The organism is Dactylosporangium sp. McL0621 (assembly GCF_049995355.1).
In the GTDB taxonomy this organism is placed as follows: domain Bacteria; phylum Actinomycetota; class Actinomycetes; order Mycobacteriales; family Micromonosporaceae; genus Dactylosporangium.
The window spans coordinates 7,456,946-7,471,330 of sequence record NZ_CP188259.1 but is presented as its reverse complement, the minus strand read 5'-3'; the positions used below and the strand labels follow the sequence as shown (position 1 = coordinate 7,471,330).

Annotated in this window: 11 protein-coding genes; all 11 read right to left on the bottom strand. The window is 74.7% G+C overall.

Annotation, left to right across the window (positions count from 1 at the left end):
- Positions 1-117: 117 nt before the first annotated feature.
- Entirely contained in the window at positions 118-1,218 is a 1,101-nt protein-coding gene (locus tag ACPPVO_RS35120; RefSeq protein WP_426502847.1) for a DUF4192 domain-containing protein, read from the bottom strand.
- A 179-nt stretch (positions 1,219-1,397) separates the two neighbouring features.
- Positions 1,398-2,399, bottom strand: coding sequence for a DUF4192 domain-containing protein (locus tag ACPPVO_RS35115; protein ID WP_426502846.1), 1,002 nt, complete (start codon positions 2,397-2,399; stop codon positions 1,398-1,400).
- Between the two features lie 95 nt (positions 2,400-2,494).
- Entirely contained in the window at positions 2,495-3,265 is a 771-nt protein-coding gene (locus ACPPVO_RS35110; RefSeq protein ID WP_426502845.1) for a GGDEF domain-containing protein, read from the bottom strand.
- A gap of 90 nt (positions 3,266-3,355) precedes the next feature.
- Positions 3,356-4,018, bottom strand: a complete 663-nt coding sequence (locus tag ACPPVO_RS35105) for a hypothetical protein (protein ID WP_426502844.1) — start codon at positions 4,016-4,018, stop codon at positions 3,356-3,358.
- A gap of 559 nt (positions 4,019-4,577) precedes the next feature.
- Positions 4,578-5,537 carry a replication-relaxation family protein gene (locus ACPPVO_RS35100; RefSeq protein ID WP_426502843.1) on the bottom strand — a complete coding sequence of 320 codons (960 nt, stop codon included), beginning with the start codon at positions 5,535-5,537 and terminating at the stop codon, positions 4,578-4,580.
- Positions 5,538-5,730: 193 nt separating this feature from the next.
- On the bottom strand, positions 5,731-8,247 hold the full coding sequence (locus ACPPVO_RS35095) for a type IV secretion system DNA-binding domain-containing protein (protein WP_426502842.1): 2,517 nt from the start codon (positions 8,245-8,247) through the stop codon (positions 5,731-5,733).
- Between the two features lie 114 nt (positions 8,248-8,361).
- A complete protein-coding gene (locus tag ACPPVO_RS35090; RefSeq protein ID WP_426502841.1) occupies positions 8,362-10,149 on the bottom strand; it encodes a VirB4 family type IV secretion system protein in 1,788 nt (595 codons plus the stop codon).
- Position 10,150: 1 nt separating this feature from the next.
- Positions 10,151-11,089, bottom strand: coding sequence for a PrgI family protein (locus tag ACPPVO_RS35085; protein ID WP_426502840.1), 939 nt, complete (start codon positions 11,087-11,089; stop codon positions 10,151-10,153).
- On the bottom strand, positions 11,089-12,330 hold the full coding sequence (locus ACPPVO_RS35080; RefSeq protein WP_426502839.1) for a hypothetical protein: 1,242 nt from the start codon (positions 12,328-12,330) through the stop codon (positions 11,089-11,091). Before ACPPVO_RS35080 ends, ACPPVO_RS35085 begins: the two co-directional genes overlap by 1 nt.
- 1 nt (position 12,331) lies before the next feature.
- A complete protein-coding gene (locus tag ACPPVO_RS35075; protein ID WP_426502838.1) occupies positions 12,332-12,670 on the bottom strand; it encodes a pilin in 339 nt (112 codons plus the stop codon).
- Positions 12,671-13,142: 472 nt separating this feature from the next.
- On the bottom strand, positions 13,143-14,102 hold the full coding sequence (locus ACPPVO_RS35070; RefSeq protein ID WP_426502837.1) for a hypothetical protein: 960 nt from the start codon (positions 14,100-14,102) through the stop codon (positions 13,143-13,145).
- Between the last annotated feature and the right edge of the window lie 283 nt (positions 14,103-14,385).

The following is a 14,385-nucleotide window of genomic DNA, read 5'->3' as shown; positions in this document are numbered from 1 at the left end:
GCCTCGTGGCGGCGGGCAGGCTGGGACCCGTGCGGCCCCAGCCTGCCCGTGGGCACGAGGTGAGGCCGCCGGACCGCCGCCGTGCGAGACCAGGCGGTCGGCGATGCCGGACCTTCCTCAGCGGCCGCTGAGGAAGTCGCGCAACGCGTTGCGGTCGACGCCGAGCTGCTGCGTCTGCCGCACCAGCCCGAGCAGCACGAACTCCGGTTCAATCGCGTGTGCCCGTTCCAGCGCGGCGATGGCGAGGGCGTCCTGCCCGGCGAGGTAGGCGTTCAAGGCCAGCAGGCACGCCGGTGGCGCGGCCAGGTCCGGATCGGCGCGGCAGGTCACGCGCTGCCACAACGCCACCTCGGCCGGACTGCCGTCGCAGCCGGGCAGCACGTCGTCGACGACCGCGTCGGCGCCCAGCAGCAGCACCAGCCATGCCAGGTCCTGATCCGAGAGCGCGGTTCCGACGCCGGCCTGCTGGCGGGCGGCGCGGACAGCAGCGGCGCCGGCATCGCGCAGCATCGCCTCCATCGCTGCGACGTGGTCATCGGTACCCCCGCCTGCCAGGAAGCCGGCTCGCAGCGCGGCGAGCCGGTCCCGGGCCGCGGTCGCGGCCGCGTCCATCGCCGCCCGGGCGGCCCCGGTCACCGGGGCGACGAGTGCGCTGACCGCGTCGCGGCTGGCGTGGACCACCCGCCCGTGCTGCGCCGCGGCGACGGTGCTGCGTGCCGGCTCGATCGGGAACGCCTCGACGGGCTCCCCGGCGTCGTCGAGGACATGGGCGGTGCCGGCGTCGATGCGGATGCCCGGGCCGACGTCCAGGCCCGCGGCCTGGATCATCGCGCCGACGGTGGTGACGGCGGTCCGGACCGGGTCGGCGTCGCCGTAGCCGAGCAGCAGCACCGCCGCGAATTCGTGGACCCGGCAGTGTTCGACGACGGCGTCGGCGAGGTCGGTGAAGTACTGCCGGCCGCTCGGGTCGTCGGGATCGTCGCTGGGCAGGTCGGCCCGCAGCAGCATGCCGATGTGGTGGCCGTCGCGGGCGACGACGACGAGGCTGCGGTCGGGGTGATACCCGGTGATGTAGGGCACGGCGACGATGAGGTCGTGGTCGTCGCGGATCCGCAGCGGCTCGCCTCCGGCGCCGCCGGGGGTTCCGGTTGGTGCGGTGTCGTGCCGTCCGGGGGCGCCGGCGCTCGTGTCGCGCCGGTCCTGGTGGTGCGTGGCCATCGTGGTGGCCTCCTGTTCCCCGCCTTGTGGCGGCGGACAGGCTGGGACCCGCGCGGCCCCAGCCTGCCCGTAGGCACGAGGTGAGGGCCGTCGTACCGCCGGATGCGGCACGAGCTGCGGGTGGTACGGACGGTGTGCGCCGCCGGGTCAGCCGGCAGTCACGGTGGGGCCGGCCCGGGTCAGCGGGTGGTGACGAGCCGACGCAGCGTGTCCCGGTCGAGGCCCGTCGCCTGGGCGGCGGCGATGAGCCGGGCGAGGCGGTGCTCCGGGTTGCTGCGCAGCGCCCGTTCGATGCCGACGATCGCCAGCATGTCGTCGCCGGCGAGGTAGGCGTTCAGCGCCAGCAGGCAGGCGGGCGCCGGAGCGAGGGACGGCTCGGCGCGGCGGGTGACGTCGGTCCACAGCCGAAGTTCGGCCGGGCTGCCGTCGCAGCCGCGGATCGCCTCGTCGCGCACGTCGGTGCGCTGCAGCAGCAGGGCCAGCCACGCGATGTCGGCGTCCGCCGGCCGGGCGCCGTCGGTGGCGGCGCGCCGGGCGTCGCGGACCGCAGCGGCGCCGGCGTCGCGGACCGTGCGCTCCAGCACGATGACCGGGACCGGCGGCTCGCCGGCCAGGACGGTGCGGTGCAGGTCGAGCAGCTGTGACCGGGCGGCATGATCGGCGCGGTCCATGGCGTCGCGTTCGGCGCCGGTGACCGGTGCCACGAGGTTGGCGACGGCGGCGCGGCTGCTGCGGGCCACCCACCCGTGCATGACGGCCGCCGCGATGGCCGCGTTGCCGTCCGGGTTGAGCGGGATGTCGTCCAGGTAGGTGCCGTGACGGTCCATCACCGAGCCGTAGCCGTCATGGACATGCGCGATCAGCATGGTCTCGACGCCGATACCGGCCAGTGCGGCCGCTGTCGGGGCGACAGCGGCGGTGACCCGGTCGCGGTCGCCGTAGCCGACGAGGACCGCTGTGGAGATCTGGTGCTGTGCGAGCGTGGACCGGACCACCGCGACGGCGGTGGCCAGGTCCTCGGGGTCGTCCATGAGGTCCAGGCGGATTGTCGCCCGGAGCCAGCCCTTGTCAAATGCGGCACATACGAGGCTGTCGGCCGGGTGGTAGCCGATGAGATGTGGCAGCACGACGAGCAGATCATGCGTGCTGTGCACGGCCATCGGGCCGTCAAACGATGTCATCGCAACTCCTGTTCGTAACCGGATGCAGGTCGGGGGCGCCGCCTGGATCGACGCGGGGCTCATGCCCGGCTTGTTGCACCGGGCGGAGGTCGGGGTCAGGGGTTCCCGGCGGGGTACGGGGCCGGACGCCGGTCGCGGTGCCGGACCGGCGGGCGCACCCCGGGCGCGAGCGGTTCACCGTCGCGGGCCGCGTCGTAGTGCTCGACGCCGCCGCCGCGGCGTTTCGCCGTGTACATGGCCCGGTCGGCCCGGCCGAGGGCGACGTGCGGGTCGCCGCCCGGGGTGCGGCAGATGCCGATGCTGACCCGCAGCAGCAGCGTCCGGGCGCCGATGGTGACCGGTGCGACGAACGCCGCACGCAACGCGCGGGCCAGCACCAGCGCCGGCCGGGCGGTGAGCACGACGAACTCGTCGCCGCCGAGGCGGGCGACGAGGTCGCCCGGTTCGGCGGCCGCACGCAGCCGGTCGGCGACCTCCGCCAGATAGCGGTCGCCGCCGTCGTGGGTCAGGGTGGTGTTGACGTCGTGCATCCCGTCGACGTCGATGAGCGCGACGGTCACCTCGGCGCCCACGGTGCGGAACAGGCGCTGCTCCGCGATCTGGCGCACGGCAAGCCCGGTGACCGGGTCCTGCAGGGCGACCGCCAGCGCCGCCTGCAGGCCCGCGATGTGCACGGCGCGGCGATGCGCCTGCGACCGGTAGTGGACCAGCAGCACGGTCTGCGCGGCGAAACCGGTGACCGCGCAGCCGCAGGCGAGCGCGGCGTGTGCCGTGGCCAGGGCGATGCCCACGGCAGCGGCGGTGACGAGGACAATGGTGGCGATCGGCGTCCAGCGGCCGATCGTCGCGAAGGATGGCAGGGGCACGGACGATCCTCCTGTCGATGTGGTCGCGAACGCCGGGCAGGCGAACCGGGCTGGCCGGTTCGCCGTGGCGTTGCGACGGTGCTGGGGTTGTCAGCGGGTGCAGACCGCAACGAGGCGGTCGCGGCGGTGCAGCGCGTTGATCCGGGCGTTGGCCTCGGCCAGGTACGCGAGCTGCGTCGCGTACGGGCCTGGCACGGCACCGAGGTAGGTGCGGTCGAGGCTCAGCACACCGTCGCCGGGAACGGCGGCGAGCCAGCCGAAGGCGGCGTAGCTGTGCGCGCCGGCCTGGAACGCCTCCAGGTGGTTGGACGGCAGGTCGGTGAGCCGGTTCGGCAGGGCGTTGTAGGTGAGCATGGCGGCGATGCGCGGCTGGGCCCGGTACTGTTCCTGGGCTTTGCGCAGCGGGTACTTGCTCGGCGCGTCGAGGTGCCGGTCAACGGAGGTCCAGTACGGCTGGGCCGGCCGGGTGTGGCCAACGACCTGGTACCACACGTGCCAGCGATGCCAGCACGCCTGCCAGGCGGCGGCCCGCATGGCGTCGAGACCGAGCAGGTGGACGGGCCCGCCGGCGGCGGTGCCCTGCCACGGCTGCAGCAGCTGGCTGCGGTGCAGGCGGCTGGTGGCGACGAAGTACCCGGCGCTGCCGAGGCTGCGCCGGGCGGTCGTCTCGAGCCGGTCTGCGGCTTCGGCGGCCAGCCGGCTGGCCGGGGTGTCCTGGGGCAGGCACACGATGGTCACGGACGTGTCGGGCACAGACTCCTCCTCCGGGGGATGTGATGGGGTTCGGCCCAGGCGGGCCGGGCACGCAGTGCCGGAAACCGGCACGGGTGCATGGGCTGACCGCAACGGGTCAGCGGCACGCGGGGTGGACCCGCGGCGGGCGCGCAATGCGCGTGATGGTGGTGCTGGGTGGGCGGGGCGCCGACGGGCGGGGCAGGCCGACCGGCCGGGTGGCGGGTGGGCGGATGCGACCGCGAGCGTGGGCGGCGAGGCCCGGATGGTGCTGCAGGGGTTTCACAAAGGTGAGCCGTGACCGTAGCCCGGCCACCCAACAGCCCTCAGGGCGCGGTTATCGGCCCGGCCTCGGAGCCGACCAGCGCTGTTGGGCCCGGGCGGCGTGCGGTAGCGGTGCCGGCGGGTGCCGCTGTTGGGCGGCGGTGACCCAACAGCAGCCTTGGGACCGGCCCACGGCGGCTGTTGGGTGCCCGCCGATCGCCCTGCAGCGGGCAGGCCGGCGTGACGCGGCAGACGCCGGGTCGCCGGGTCGCAGGGTCGCCGGCCGTCCCGGCTTCGCGTGGTCCGCCGCCGGCGTTCAGCGCGTCGGGTGGAGCAGCCGCAACGGGTGCTCGTCAGGCTGCGCCGGCCCGGGGGCGAGCGGGCCGGGCTGGCCGTGACTGCTGGGCAGCTCGGCGAGGGTGATGCGGTGCCGGCCGTTGCCGGCCAGCCGCCACACCGGCCCGGCCGGTCCGGGCCCGGACTCCGGCGATGTGGTGGCGATGACGAGCGTCGGCTCGGGCCGGTCGGCGAGGCGGCGGTGCAGGTGCTGCTCACGGACCCGGCTCGGCAGCGCGTACAGCACCGGGTAGAGCGGGCCGCCCTCGGCGCGGAGTTTCCGGTAGGAGGCGAGCTTGTCGACGAGCCGGCTGATCGGTTCGGTGCCGCGGTCGAGCTCGAGGAAGAATCCGGTCTCCTGGCCGGCGGCGGCCCACACGCCGTGACCGTCGGGTTTGATCCGGCGGCCGAACGCCGCCGTGGTGCTGCGCTCCGACCACCACCGCAGCAGGGCCGTGCCCGGCGCGTGGCGGGTGTGGGCGAGCAGGGCGACGAAGACGTCGTTGACGGCCAGCAGATGCTCCAGCGTCGGGCTGGCGTGCACGCGGTCCTGCCGTTCCCGCAGGGCCCGTCCGGTCGGCGGGATGCCGCCGCGGGCCAGGGCGGTGTACCGGGCGGCGAGCGGGCCGGGCAGCCAGCACACCGGGTTGGGTGCGCCGGGCCGGTTGCGGATGAACCGGTCGACGAACCGCAGTCGGCGCAGCAGCTGCAGCCGGTGCCGGCAGGTGGTGTCGCTGTCGAACAGGACCGCGGCGAGGTGGGTCGTGGTCAGCGTGGTGTGCTCGTCGAGCAGCACGGCGATGGTGTAGTCGCGCGGCTGCAGCCGGTGGGAGATGTCGATCAGGGTGGCGGCGGTGTGGCGCGGTGCCGGAGTACCGGGCACCTCCCCGGTGAAGGGGTCCCCTGCAGGGACGAGTCGCGATCGGTCGTGAGCAGACATGACGGCTCCTAGCTGGGCTGTTGGGATGGTGGGGGTGGCCCCGCCCCGGCAGTACGGCGCCCAGGACCGGGCCGAGGCTCGGGCGGGCCTGCGGACCAGCGCTCGGCCGGGCCCCGCCGGCCCGGCTGACAAACCGATCCGCGGCGTCGCCGATCGAGTCGCCGCAACCGCGAGCGGGCCGATGTGCGGACGGTCAGTCGGCCTCGCCGGTGGCGGCACGCCGGCCCCGGCTCCGGTTCGTCCCGCGGCCGGACGTGTCGGCGAGCGTGGCGATCGCCGTGCGGCCGGTGCCGGTGCCGGTGGTGGTGCGGGCGGCGGCGAGCCGGACCGCGGTCGCCTCACCGACGACCGGCCTCGGCGGGCTGGTGCGCAGCGTGAACGCGGCGGTCTCGCGGCTGGCCACGACGAGCCGGCAGGCGGCCCGGAACGCGTCCAGGTGCGACAGGTCGTGCTCGTCGAGTTCCGGGGTGGTGTGCCGGGCGAGCTGGTGGGCGTCTTCTGGGGCGCAGCTGAAGAAGACTTTGTTGCGGGCGTTGGCGGAGATGGCCAGTTGCGTCTCGCGCGGCAGCTGCGCCAGGTTCTGGTGGGCCAGGACGAGCCCGAAGCGGTAGCCGCGGGCCTCGGCGAGCATGTCGGCGACCGAGCCGGGCAGGTTGAGGAAGTTCTGGGCCTCGTCGATGTAGGCGAAGCTGTCGCGCCGCTCGGCCTCGGGCAGCCGGGCCCGGCCGATGGCTGCCTGCCAGGCGGAGGCGAGCACGAAGCTGCCCATCAGCCGGGCGGTCTCCTCACCGAGCTGCCCTTTCGGCAGCCGGGCGAGCAGGATGCCGCCGTCGAGGACGCGGCGCATGTCGAAGCTGGACTGGGGCGCGCCGAGGGTGCGCCGGACGAAGTCGCGCAGCAGGAACGCCCGCAGCCGGGCCAGGACCGGGCCGATGACCTGTGCCCGCAGTGGCGGCGGGGTGGACTCGAACCATTCCCAGTAGCCGCGCAGCCCTTCCGGGTCGTCGAGGTCCGCGGTGAAGGTGTGCCGGAACTGCCGGTCGTTGAGCAGCGGCGGGACCAGCGTCAGGGTCGCGTTGGCCTTGCGCAGCAGGGTCAGGCATGCGACCCGCATGGTGTCGTCGATCCGCGGCCCCCAGTGTTTGGCGAAGATCCGGCTGAAGATGCTCACGATGTTGTCCACGACCAGGTCGTGGTCGTCGCCGGCCAGCGGGTTGAGGGTGGTGCCGGCCGGCTGGTCGGGGTCGATGATGGTCAGCCGCCGCGCGTGGCTGGCCGGGATTCGGTCGAGCAGGTCGGTGACGAGGTCACCGCGTGGGTCGATGACGACGACGCCACGGCGGGCGTGGATGTCGTCGAGGATCATGTTCAGCAGCAGGGTGCTCTTGCCCGAGCCGGTCGACCCGAGCACGTGCAGGTGCTGGCGGGCGTCGGCGACGTGCAGGGCCACGGCGTGCCCGCCGACGTCGGCGCGGCCCAGGACCTTCGTGCCGCGCCCGCCGGCGGCGACGGCGATCGGGGCGGGCATCGGTTTGGCGCGGGCCCGGTCCAGGCCGGGCACGGCGATGTCCTGCGGGAGCGCGGCGATCGTGGCGAGTTCGGCCGCCGAGAGCAGGAAGCCGCGGCGCAGCACCCGGCCGGCCAGCACCCGGGCCGGCCGGGTGACGGGCACCTGGCGCAGCCGGTTGCGGCCGGTCCACGCCCCGAACGCGGCGGTGATGCCCTGCGCAAGCACGACCAGCCGGGGCATGCGCCCGGCCGGGTCGCCGCTGCGGGGGTCGTCGGCGGCGACGCCGTAGCGCACGGCGACCTCCCACGGGGTGCCGGCGAGCTGGTCGACGCCGGTGCGGGCGTCGCGGTCACGCTGCGGGTCCGCACCCGGCACCGTGGTGCGGCGGGTGTCGGCCGTAGGGCGCCGTCCGGTCCGCAGCAGCGCCGCGGCGAGGTCGAGCCCGGCACCCAGCCAGGTGGTGGGGGCGAGCAGGTCGCGGGGGGCCCGGCCGGTGCGCAGGCCGAGTACCCCGCGCCGCAGCCGCCGCACCTGCTGGCGGGTGGCAGGCCGGGCCAGGACCTGCACGCACGCCGACTCGTCCGGGCGCAGGCCCGACGCGGCCACGAACAGGGTCCGCAGCGGGTCGTCGCCGTGGTCGTGGCGCAGCGGATACCAGCCCGGCAGGACCGGGACGAGGGCACCGCCGGTCGCGGCCGCGTGCACCGGCAGCGGCGGGCCGGCGGCGGTGACGGTACAGGTCGCGCCGGGCCAGGCGCCGCGGACCGCGGCCAGGACCGGGTCGGTGGGCACGGTGCCCGGCACCCAGACAGCGATCGTCACCGCCCGCCCGGCCCACCGGTACTCCACGGTCACGTGCGGGCGGCCCTCGCGCAGCCGCCGCCGCAGCCCGGCCCGCAGCAGTTCGGCGACGGTGGCCCAGCAGGTGGCGGCGCCGTCGGCGTCGACCTGCGGGGGCGGGCTAATGACGACCAGCCGGGCCTGCCGGGCCATCCGGGCATGACGGCGGGCGGCGACCGCGGTGCGGGCGGCGACGCCGCCGGCGGCGAGCAGCACGGCGACGACGAGCAGCCACGGCCGGTGCCCGCACCAGGCGGCGGTCGCGGTGATGGTGTCGAGGAGCCACCGCGAGGGGCTGGGCAGTGGAGGGCTGGTCGGGGCAGGAGCGGGCGTCGGCCCGAAGGCGGTCACGGTGAGCACGGATGGCACCTCTCGGCGAGGGCAGCACACCCGGGCCGCCGATCGCCGGATCGGGCGGTCCGCGGCCGGGTTGGGCTGCACGTGTGGTCGGTGCGCGGCTGCGCACGGGCTCGATCAGTTGTCGTCGGCCAGGTCCAGGTCACCGGTGCACAGACGGTGCTCCTGGCGGGATGCGACCGCCTGGAAGCCGACCCGGTGGCTGCCGGCGATGAGCAGGCCCTCGCCGCGGCGGGCGCCGAGCAGCACCCGGGCCTCGCCGCCGGTGAGGCCGAACACGTCGGCGACGAGGTCGATGGCCTGCGGCGCCTGGCGGAGCAGGATCTGGGTGGCGGCGTTGGCGATGACGACCTGCCCGAGGTCGGAGCCGAGCAGGTCGCCGACGTCCTGGGTGATGACGGTCAGCGCGGCGCGGCGTTTCCGGGCCGATTTCGCGAGCCGGGCCAGGAATTTGGCGCCTTCGCTGTCGCGTAGCAGCGTCCAGGCCTCGTCGACGACGACCAGCCGCCGCGGGGTGTGCGCAGTACGGGCGGCAGGCGTGTCGACGTCGCGCCAGATGGCGTCGAGGGCCAGCAGCATGCCGGGGGCGCGCAGCTCGTCGGCGAGTTGCCGGGTCGACCAGGACACCAGGTGCCCGCCGGGGACGGTGGTGGTGGGGCCGTCGAAGAGTTCCCGGAACGAGCCGGACGTCCACGGGGTCAGCCGCGCCGCGAGCGTGCCGGCGGCGTCGGTGTGCTGACCGGCCAACGCGGCGGCGACGTCGCGCAGCAGCGGCGCCGGGCGGTCCCAGGTGCCCGGGTCGTCGCTGATCCCAGCCTGGTCGTAGGCGTCGATGATGGCCTTATCCAGCGCGGCCCGTTCCGAGGGCGGCGGCTGGCGGCCCAGCAGGACCGCGACGAGGGTGTGCAGGAACAGCGCTCGGTGGGTGCGGGCCTGCGGTCTGCGGTCGCCGGGCGGGATGTCGAGGGGGTTGAGCCGGACCCCGCCGGCGCCGAGTGCGATGGTGGTCCCGCCGACGGCGTCGGCGAGGCGGCCGTACTCGTGCTCGGGGTCGATGATCGCGACCTGGACGCCGTCGACGAGGGAGCGCAGGACGTCGAGTTTCACGAAGTAGGACTTGCCGGCGCCGGAGCGGGCCAGCACGACGCTGTTGGCGTTGTGCTGCGCCCAGCGGTCCCACCACACCACGCCGTTGCTGTTCGGGTTGAGCCCGTACAGCACCCCGCCGGCGGCGCCCGGCTCACCGGGCAGCGGCGCCGGCAGGTCCGGTGAGGCGAGGGGGAATGCGGCGGCGAGGGCGTCGGTGTCCATCACCCGGCGCATCCCGAGCCCGTCGGTGGCCAGGGGCAGAGCCGTGGTCCAGCCCTGCAGCTGCCGCCATGTCGCCGGCTGCGTGTCGAGCAGGACCGACGCGGCGGTGGCCCGCACATGCTCGACGTCCTCGTCGAGGTCCTCGAGGCTGGTGGCGTGCACGCACAGGTACAGCCCGACCCGGAACAGCCGGCTGTGGCCGCGGGCGATGCGATCGGCGAGCTCGGCGGCGTCGTCGGCGGCCGCCTCGGTGACCGGCTCGACGAGCCGGCCCCGGTCGGTGTCGGCGCGCAGGTTCGATTCGAGCCGGGCCCGCTGCTTGCGCAGCCGGGCGGCGGCGGCCTGCGGCGGGACCGGGTCGATGTAGACGACGACGTCGAGCCGGCCCGGCCAGGCCAGCAGCGGGTCCAGCCAGGCCGGCCCGACCTCCGCCGGGTAGCCGGTGACGATCAGCGTCGCCGTGTACCCGTCCCCGACGCGCAGATGGCTGGGGGCGGGCTCGACCGCGGCCGGCCCGACCACAGCGGTCAGGTCAGCCGCGTCCGTCGGGGCGTCAGTGGCCGGGGCCGGCGTGCGCCAGGGCAGCAGCGGCATGTCAGGCTCCCGGTCCGGTGATGGCGGTGTCCGGCAGGGATCTGGCCCAGGTGACGTCGGCCGGGGTGTACGGGTCGGTGGCGCACGCCAGCACCGCAGCGGCCCGGCCACCGTCGAGGACGGCCGTCTGCGCGCCGAGGGCGGCCAGGGACGCCGCGGCGTGCTCGGCACGGCGCAGCACCTCGATGTCCCGGCCGCGCTCACCGGCCGCGGTGACCGCGACGGTGACGGTCCGCCACAGCGGGTCGCGGCGGGCGGCGAGCTCGTCGAGGAACCCGGCGTAGTCCAGGGCGGCCTCGGCCAGCGCCGGATCGGTGATCGTCTCGGCCTGGTCGGCGACCCGCAGGGCGTGCCCGGCGAGGTCGACCCGCTGCGCGGCGACGACGATCTGCACCGGCCCGGCGAGGGAGTTCAGCCAGCGCCCGTAGCCGCCGATGAGCGCGGCCTGCTCCTCGCCGGTGCGCAGCCCGATGTTCACCGTGGTGCAGGCGACCAGCGCCACGGCGTGCGGGCCGGTGTCGACGACGCCGGCGTCGCTGATCGCGGTCGCGGGCAGGTGCAGCATCGGTACCGCCCGGGCCGGTGTCGCGGTGGCGGGCGCCCAGCCGGGCACCACCGCGGGCCGCCCGGCCGCAGCCGGGGCCAGCCGCCGCGGGTCGCGGATGTGGCGCAGCGCGGCGAGGAGCCACACGTCCATCGGCAGCCCGTCGCGGCGGCCCAGGGCCAGCACGATCGCCGCTCCCGCCAGCGGCGTCAGCGCGGCGAACAGGACCGGCTGGGGCAGCAGGTCGCCGGCGGCCCGCACGATGCCGACGCCGAGCAGGCCGGCGACGGCGAGGATCGCCAGCTGCCGTGCCGTCAACCCGTAGACGATCTTGTCGGGGGTGTCGACATCGGCCGGGATCCGGGCGTGCGGGGTGACGTCGTCGCTCGGGCGCATCACGCGCTCCTTCCTGACGCCCGGCGGCTCTTCATCGCCCGGGTGTAGAGGTCGACACCGGCGGCGAGCTCGTCCCGGGTGTAGGGGCGGACCGGCCGACGTGGCCCCGCCGCTCCGCCGCCCCTGCCACCGGCCGGCTGGGCCGGGCCGGACAGCCGGGCGGCGCCGCTACCGGACCGTGCGGTTCGTACCTGCCCGCCGGCGCGACTCCGGCTTGCGCCTCCGCCGCCGGGACGGACCGGCCACGGGCGGTTGGCGCCACCCGCGCCCGCCTCGCCTCCGGCGGCCCGTCCGGTCGGCCGCAGTGGGCGGCGGGCGCGGCGCAGCACCCGGGAGATGCCGCGGGTCAGCTGCTGCACGAGCACGACCCGCAGGACCGTCCCCACAGCGCTCGGGCGGCTCTGCGTCACGTAACGCCGCATCAGCCCGGGGATCTTCACAATGCCCCACAGCAGGCAGAGCACGATGAGCAGATTGAAGAACGCGTTCGGCTCACCGTTGAGCGTCGGGACGCCGAGCACCGGCAGGTTGCTGTCGGGGGACAGGAACACCCGCAGCGTGGTGTGCAACGCGAACGCCTGCAGCACGACGACGCCGACAGTGCCCAGCATGGTGCGCCACCACAGTTTCGCGGCGCCCTCGGTCTGCGGGGTGCCGTGCAGCGCCAGAGCGATCGGTGCGAGCCCGACCGCCACGACGAGCACGCCGATCCGCACGATCCACTGCACCAGCAGCGTCCCGGTCAGCACCGCAATGAGCAGCCCGAGCAGCAGCAGCACGAGGCTCGTCGCGGTGGCGCCGTCCTGGCTGGCCAGCACGCTGACGGTGGTGGCGCGCAGCTGCTGCATCGACCCGGGCGCGGTGATGTCCTGGCTGGTCAGTGTGGCCGTGAGCGCGTTCGCCAGCCCGATGATCTGCGAGCACAGCGGGATGGCGACGTTCGCGCCGATCAGCCCGATCACGAGCCGGGGGAGCAACTCATCGGGCCCGGTCCGCGACTGGATCGTGCCGCGTCCCATGACCACGATCCCCGCCCACAGCAACGCCAGCACATAGCAGACGTTCACGACCGTGAGCGAGGTGGCGGCGAAGCCGGTGACCTGCGGCAACTTCGTCACGTCGGGGCTTTGGAACGCGGTGGCCGCCAGCACATCCCACAGCAGATCCAGCGCGCCGATCACCATCTTCGCGAACCAGGTCAGCAGCCGGCTGATGGCCTGGTCGGCGACCCAGTCGCCCACCTCAGCCGCCGATCCAGCCCTGCACCACCGACAGCAGAATCGGTGCCAGGACGGCCAGGGCGTAGCCGATCAACGCGTTCTTGAACGCGCTGTTGGACTTCTCGATCTCCGACGGGTCGCCGCCCGCGGTCATGCGGCGCAGCCCACCGATGGTGAGGAACAGGGTCGCGACCCCGACGAGCAACCCGACGACCCAGGCCGTGATATTGCCGATGATGACCGGCAGCGGGTACGCGGCCACGGTGGCCGGTCCGGCCGCAAACGCCGGGACCGGAACGATCAATGCCGCGGCCATCACGATCGTGGTTGTGATGATGCGCAAGCTGGTGCGGCGGAACATGACGGGCACCTCCCGCCCCGCATGGGGGCCTTGGACGGGTTGAGGTGCGCCACCAGGCACGGAGCGGACGTGGGAGCGTCGCTCCTTTCAGCCACGAGATGATCGAGTGCGAACACGGCCAGTCGAGCCGGCCGCCCCGAACCCGGCGACGCCGACACCGTCCGGCGTCCGGACCGATGTCTTGCCCACAAAGGCCCGCCGTTGGGCGCCCGACATCACGCCCGCCGCAGCAACGCCACCCAACCGACCCGACAGCCGCAGCCACCGTCGAAGCGGCACCGCCGACGGACCCGGTGCCGTTGGGTCAACAGCGATGCGGATGCTGGCCGGGCGGTGCCGGTGGTCCGTCATAACGCCGTGGACGAAACGGCCCGTTGCGTCCCGACGAGACGGCCGGTGTCACGGCATGGGTGCAGCGACGTCCTCCTGGCACCGGCAGAGGGTGTCGACCCGTGCGGGTGCGGCGGGCACCTCACCGCCGGGACACGATGCTGCGCGGCAGTGGCCCGGCGCTGGCAGCGCCCGCCGCGCCGTCACGGCGCCGTGCGCCGCGGCGCAGCGGCATGAAGGCCAGCTCGCCCTGCCGGATCGCCTCAGCCAGCCGATGCTCGGCCTTCTGACGCCACACCGAAGCCGTACTCGCCGGGATCCCCATGCGTGCCGCGGTGTCCGCGAGGGTCGCGTCCTCGAGACGGGTTGCGCCGATGAGGTGCGCTTCATCGGCATCGATGACGCCGGCCGCGACGGCCCGCACCAGGACCAGATCGGGGTGGTCCCACGGGTGGACCGGCGCGGTCGGGTCGACCGCACGCGTGCGGATCCGGCACGCATCGGACTCGGCATCGCGGGCCTTCCGCGCGGCCCGTACCCCGGCCCCGATCAGCCGGGCGATCACCCGCGGCGGCTCCAGGTCGATCGTGGTGAGCCGCTCGACAAACCCGGCCAGCAGCTCAGCGTCCAGGTCACGAGTGTCCCCGCGCCATCCCGACGCCAGCAGCCCCGCCACCCGCCGAAGGCCCGGCAGCGCGATGCCGACCGCAGCCACGACCCACGCCGGGCCGTCGCGGCGCGCCCGGACGACGAGCTCCCGCCACACCGCATCCCGCACCTCAAGCCCGGTCTGCGGGTCCAGCAGCAGCGTGCGGAGCCGGTCCAACGGCAGAACCTCATCCGGCAGGCCATCAACCGCACGGCCGTCGAATGCGACGTGGGTCGGCGGCTGCACCATCAGCGCGAAGGCACGGCCGGCGGCAGCGAGCGGTGACGACGGCCAGGATCGGACAGCCATGACATTCCTCGGAGGCCGGGTACCGCACCTCAGACGGGCGGTACGAGAACCCATCGACGCACGCCGACCCGACAGCAGGGATCGTGCTTCACTGCGCCGGCTGCCGTTGAGCCCGCGCCCAGCGTGTGGCCAGGCCGCGTCCACGTCCGTTGGCACCGTTGGGTCAACACCGGCCCGGCGGGATCGTGTGCGCCTGGTGTCCCGGTCGGGCGGGCCGGTGATAATCCGGCAGCGCATCGCTCAGATCAGCTGTTGGGCCAACACCTGGGCGGCCTGATCCAACAGTGCATGCACGCCGCCCGGTCCGGAGCGCTGTTGGGCACGAAGCCGGGCCTGACGGGTGATGACATGGCACGCGCTGGACCGCCGTCGGCTGTGTTGGGTTAACAGCCGCCGTCATGCTGGCGCATGCTGCGTCGGCCGCGCC

Coding starts and splice junctions, on each gene's coding strand:
- ACPPVO_RS35120 (WP_426502847.1), bottom strand. CDS start 1,218: ATGGCCACGCACCACCAGGACCGGCGCGACACGAGCGCCGGCGCCCCC.
- ACPPVO_RS35115 (WP_426502846.1), bottom strand. CDS start 2,399: ATGACATCGTTTGACGGCCCGATGGCCGTGCACAGCACGCATGATCTG.
- ACPPVO_RS35100 (WP_426502843.1), bottom strand. CDS start 5,537: ATGTCTGCTCACGACCGATCGCGACTCGTCCCTGCAGGGGACCCCTTC.
- ACPPVO_RS35090 (WP_426502841.1), bottom strand. CDS start 10,149: ATGCCGCTGCTGCCCTGGCGCACGCCGGCCCCGGCCACTGACGCCCCG.
- ACPPVO_RS35085 (WP_426502840.1), bottom strand. CDS start 11,089: ATGCGCCCGAGCGACGACGTCACCCCGCACGCCCGGATCCCGGCCGAT.
- ACPPVO_RS35075 (WP_426502838.1), bottom strand. CDS start 12,670: ATGTTCCGCCGCACCAGCTTGCGCATCATCACAACCACGATCGTGATG.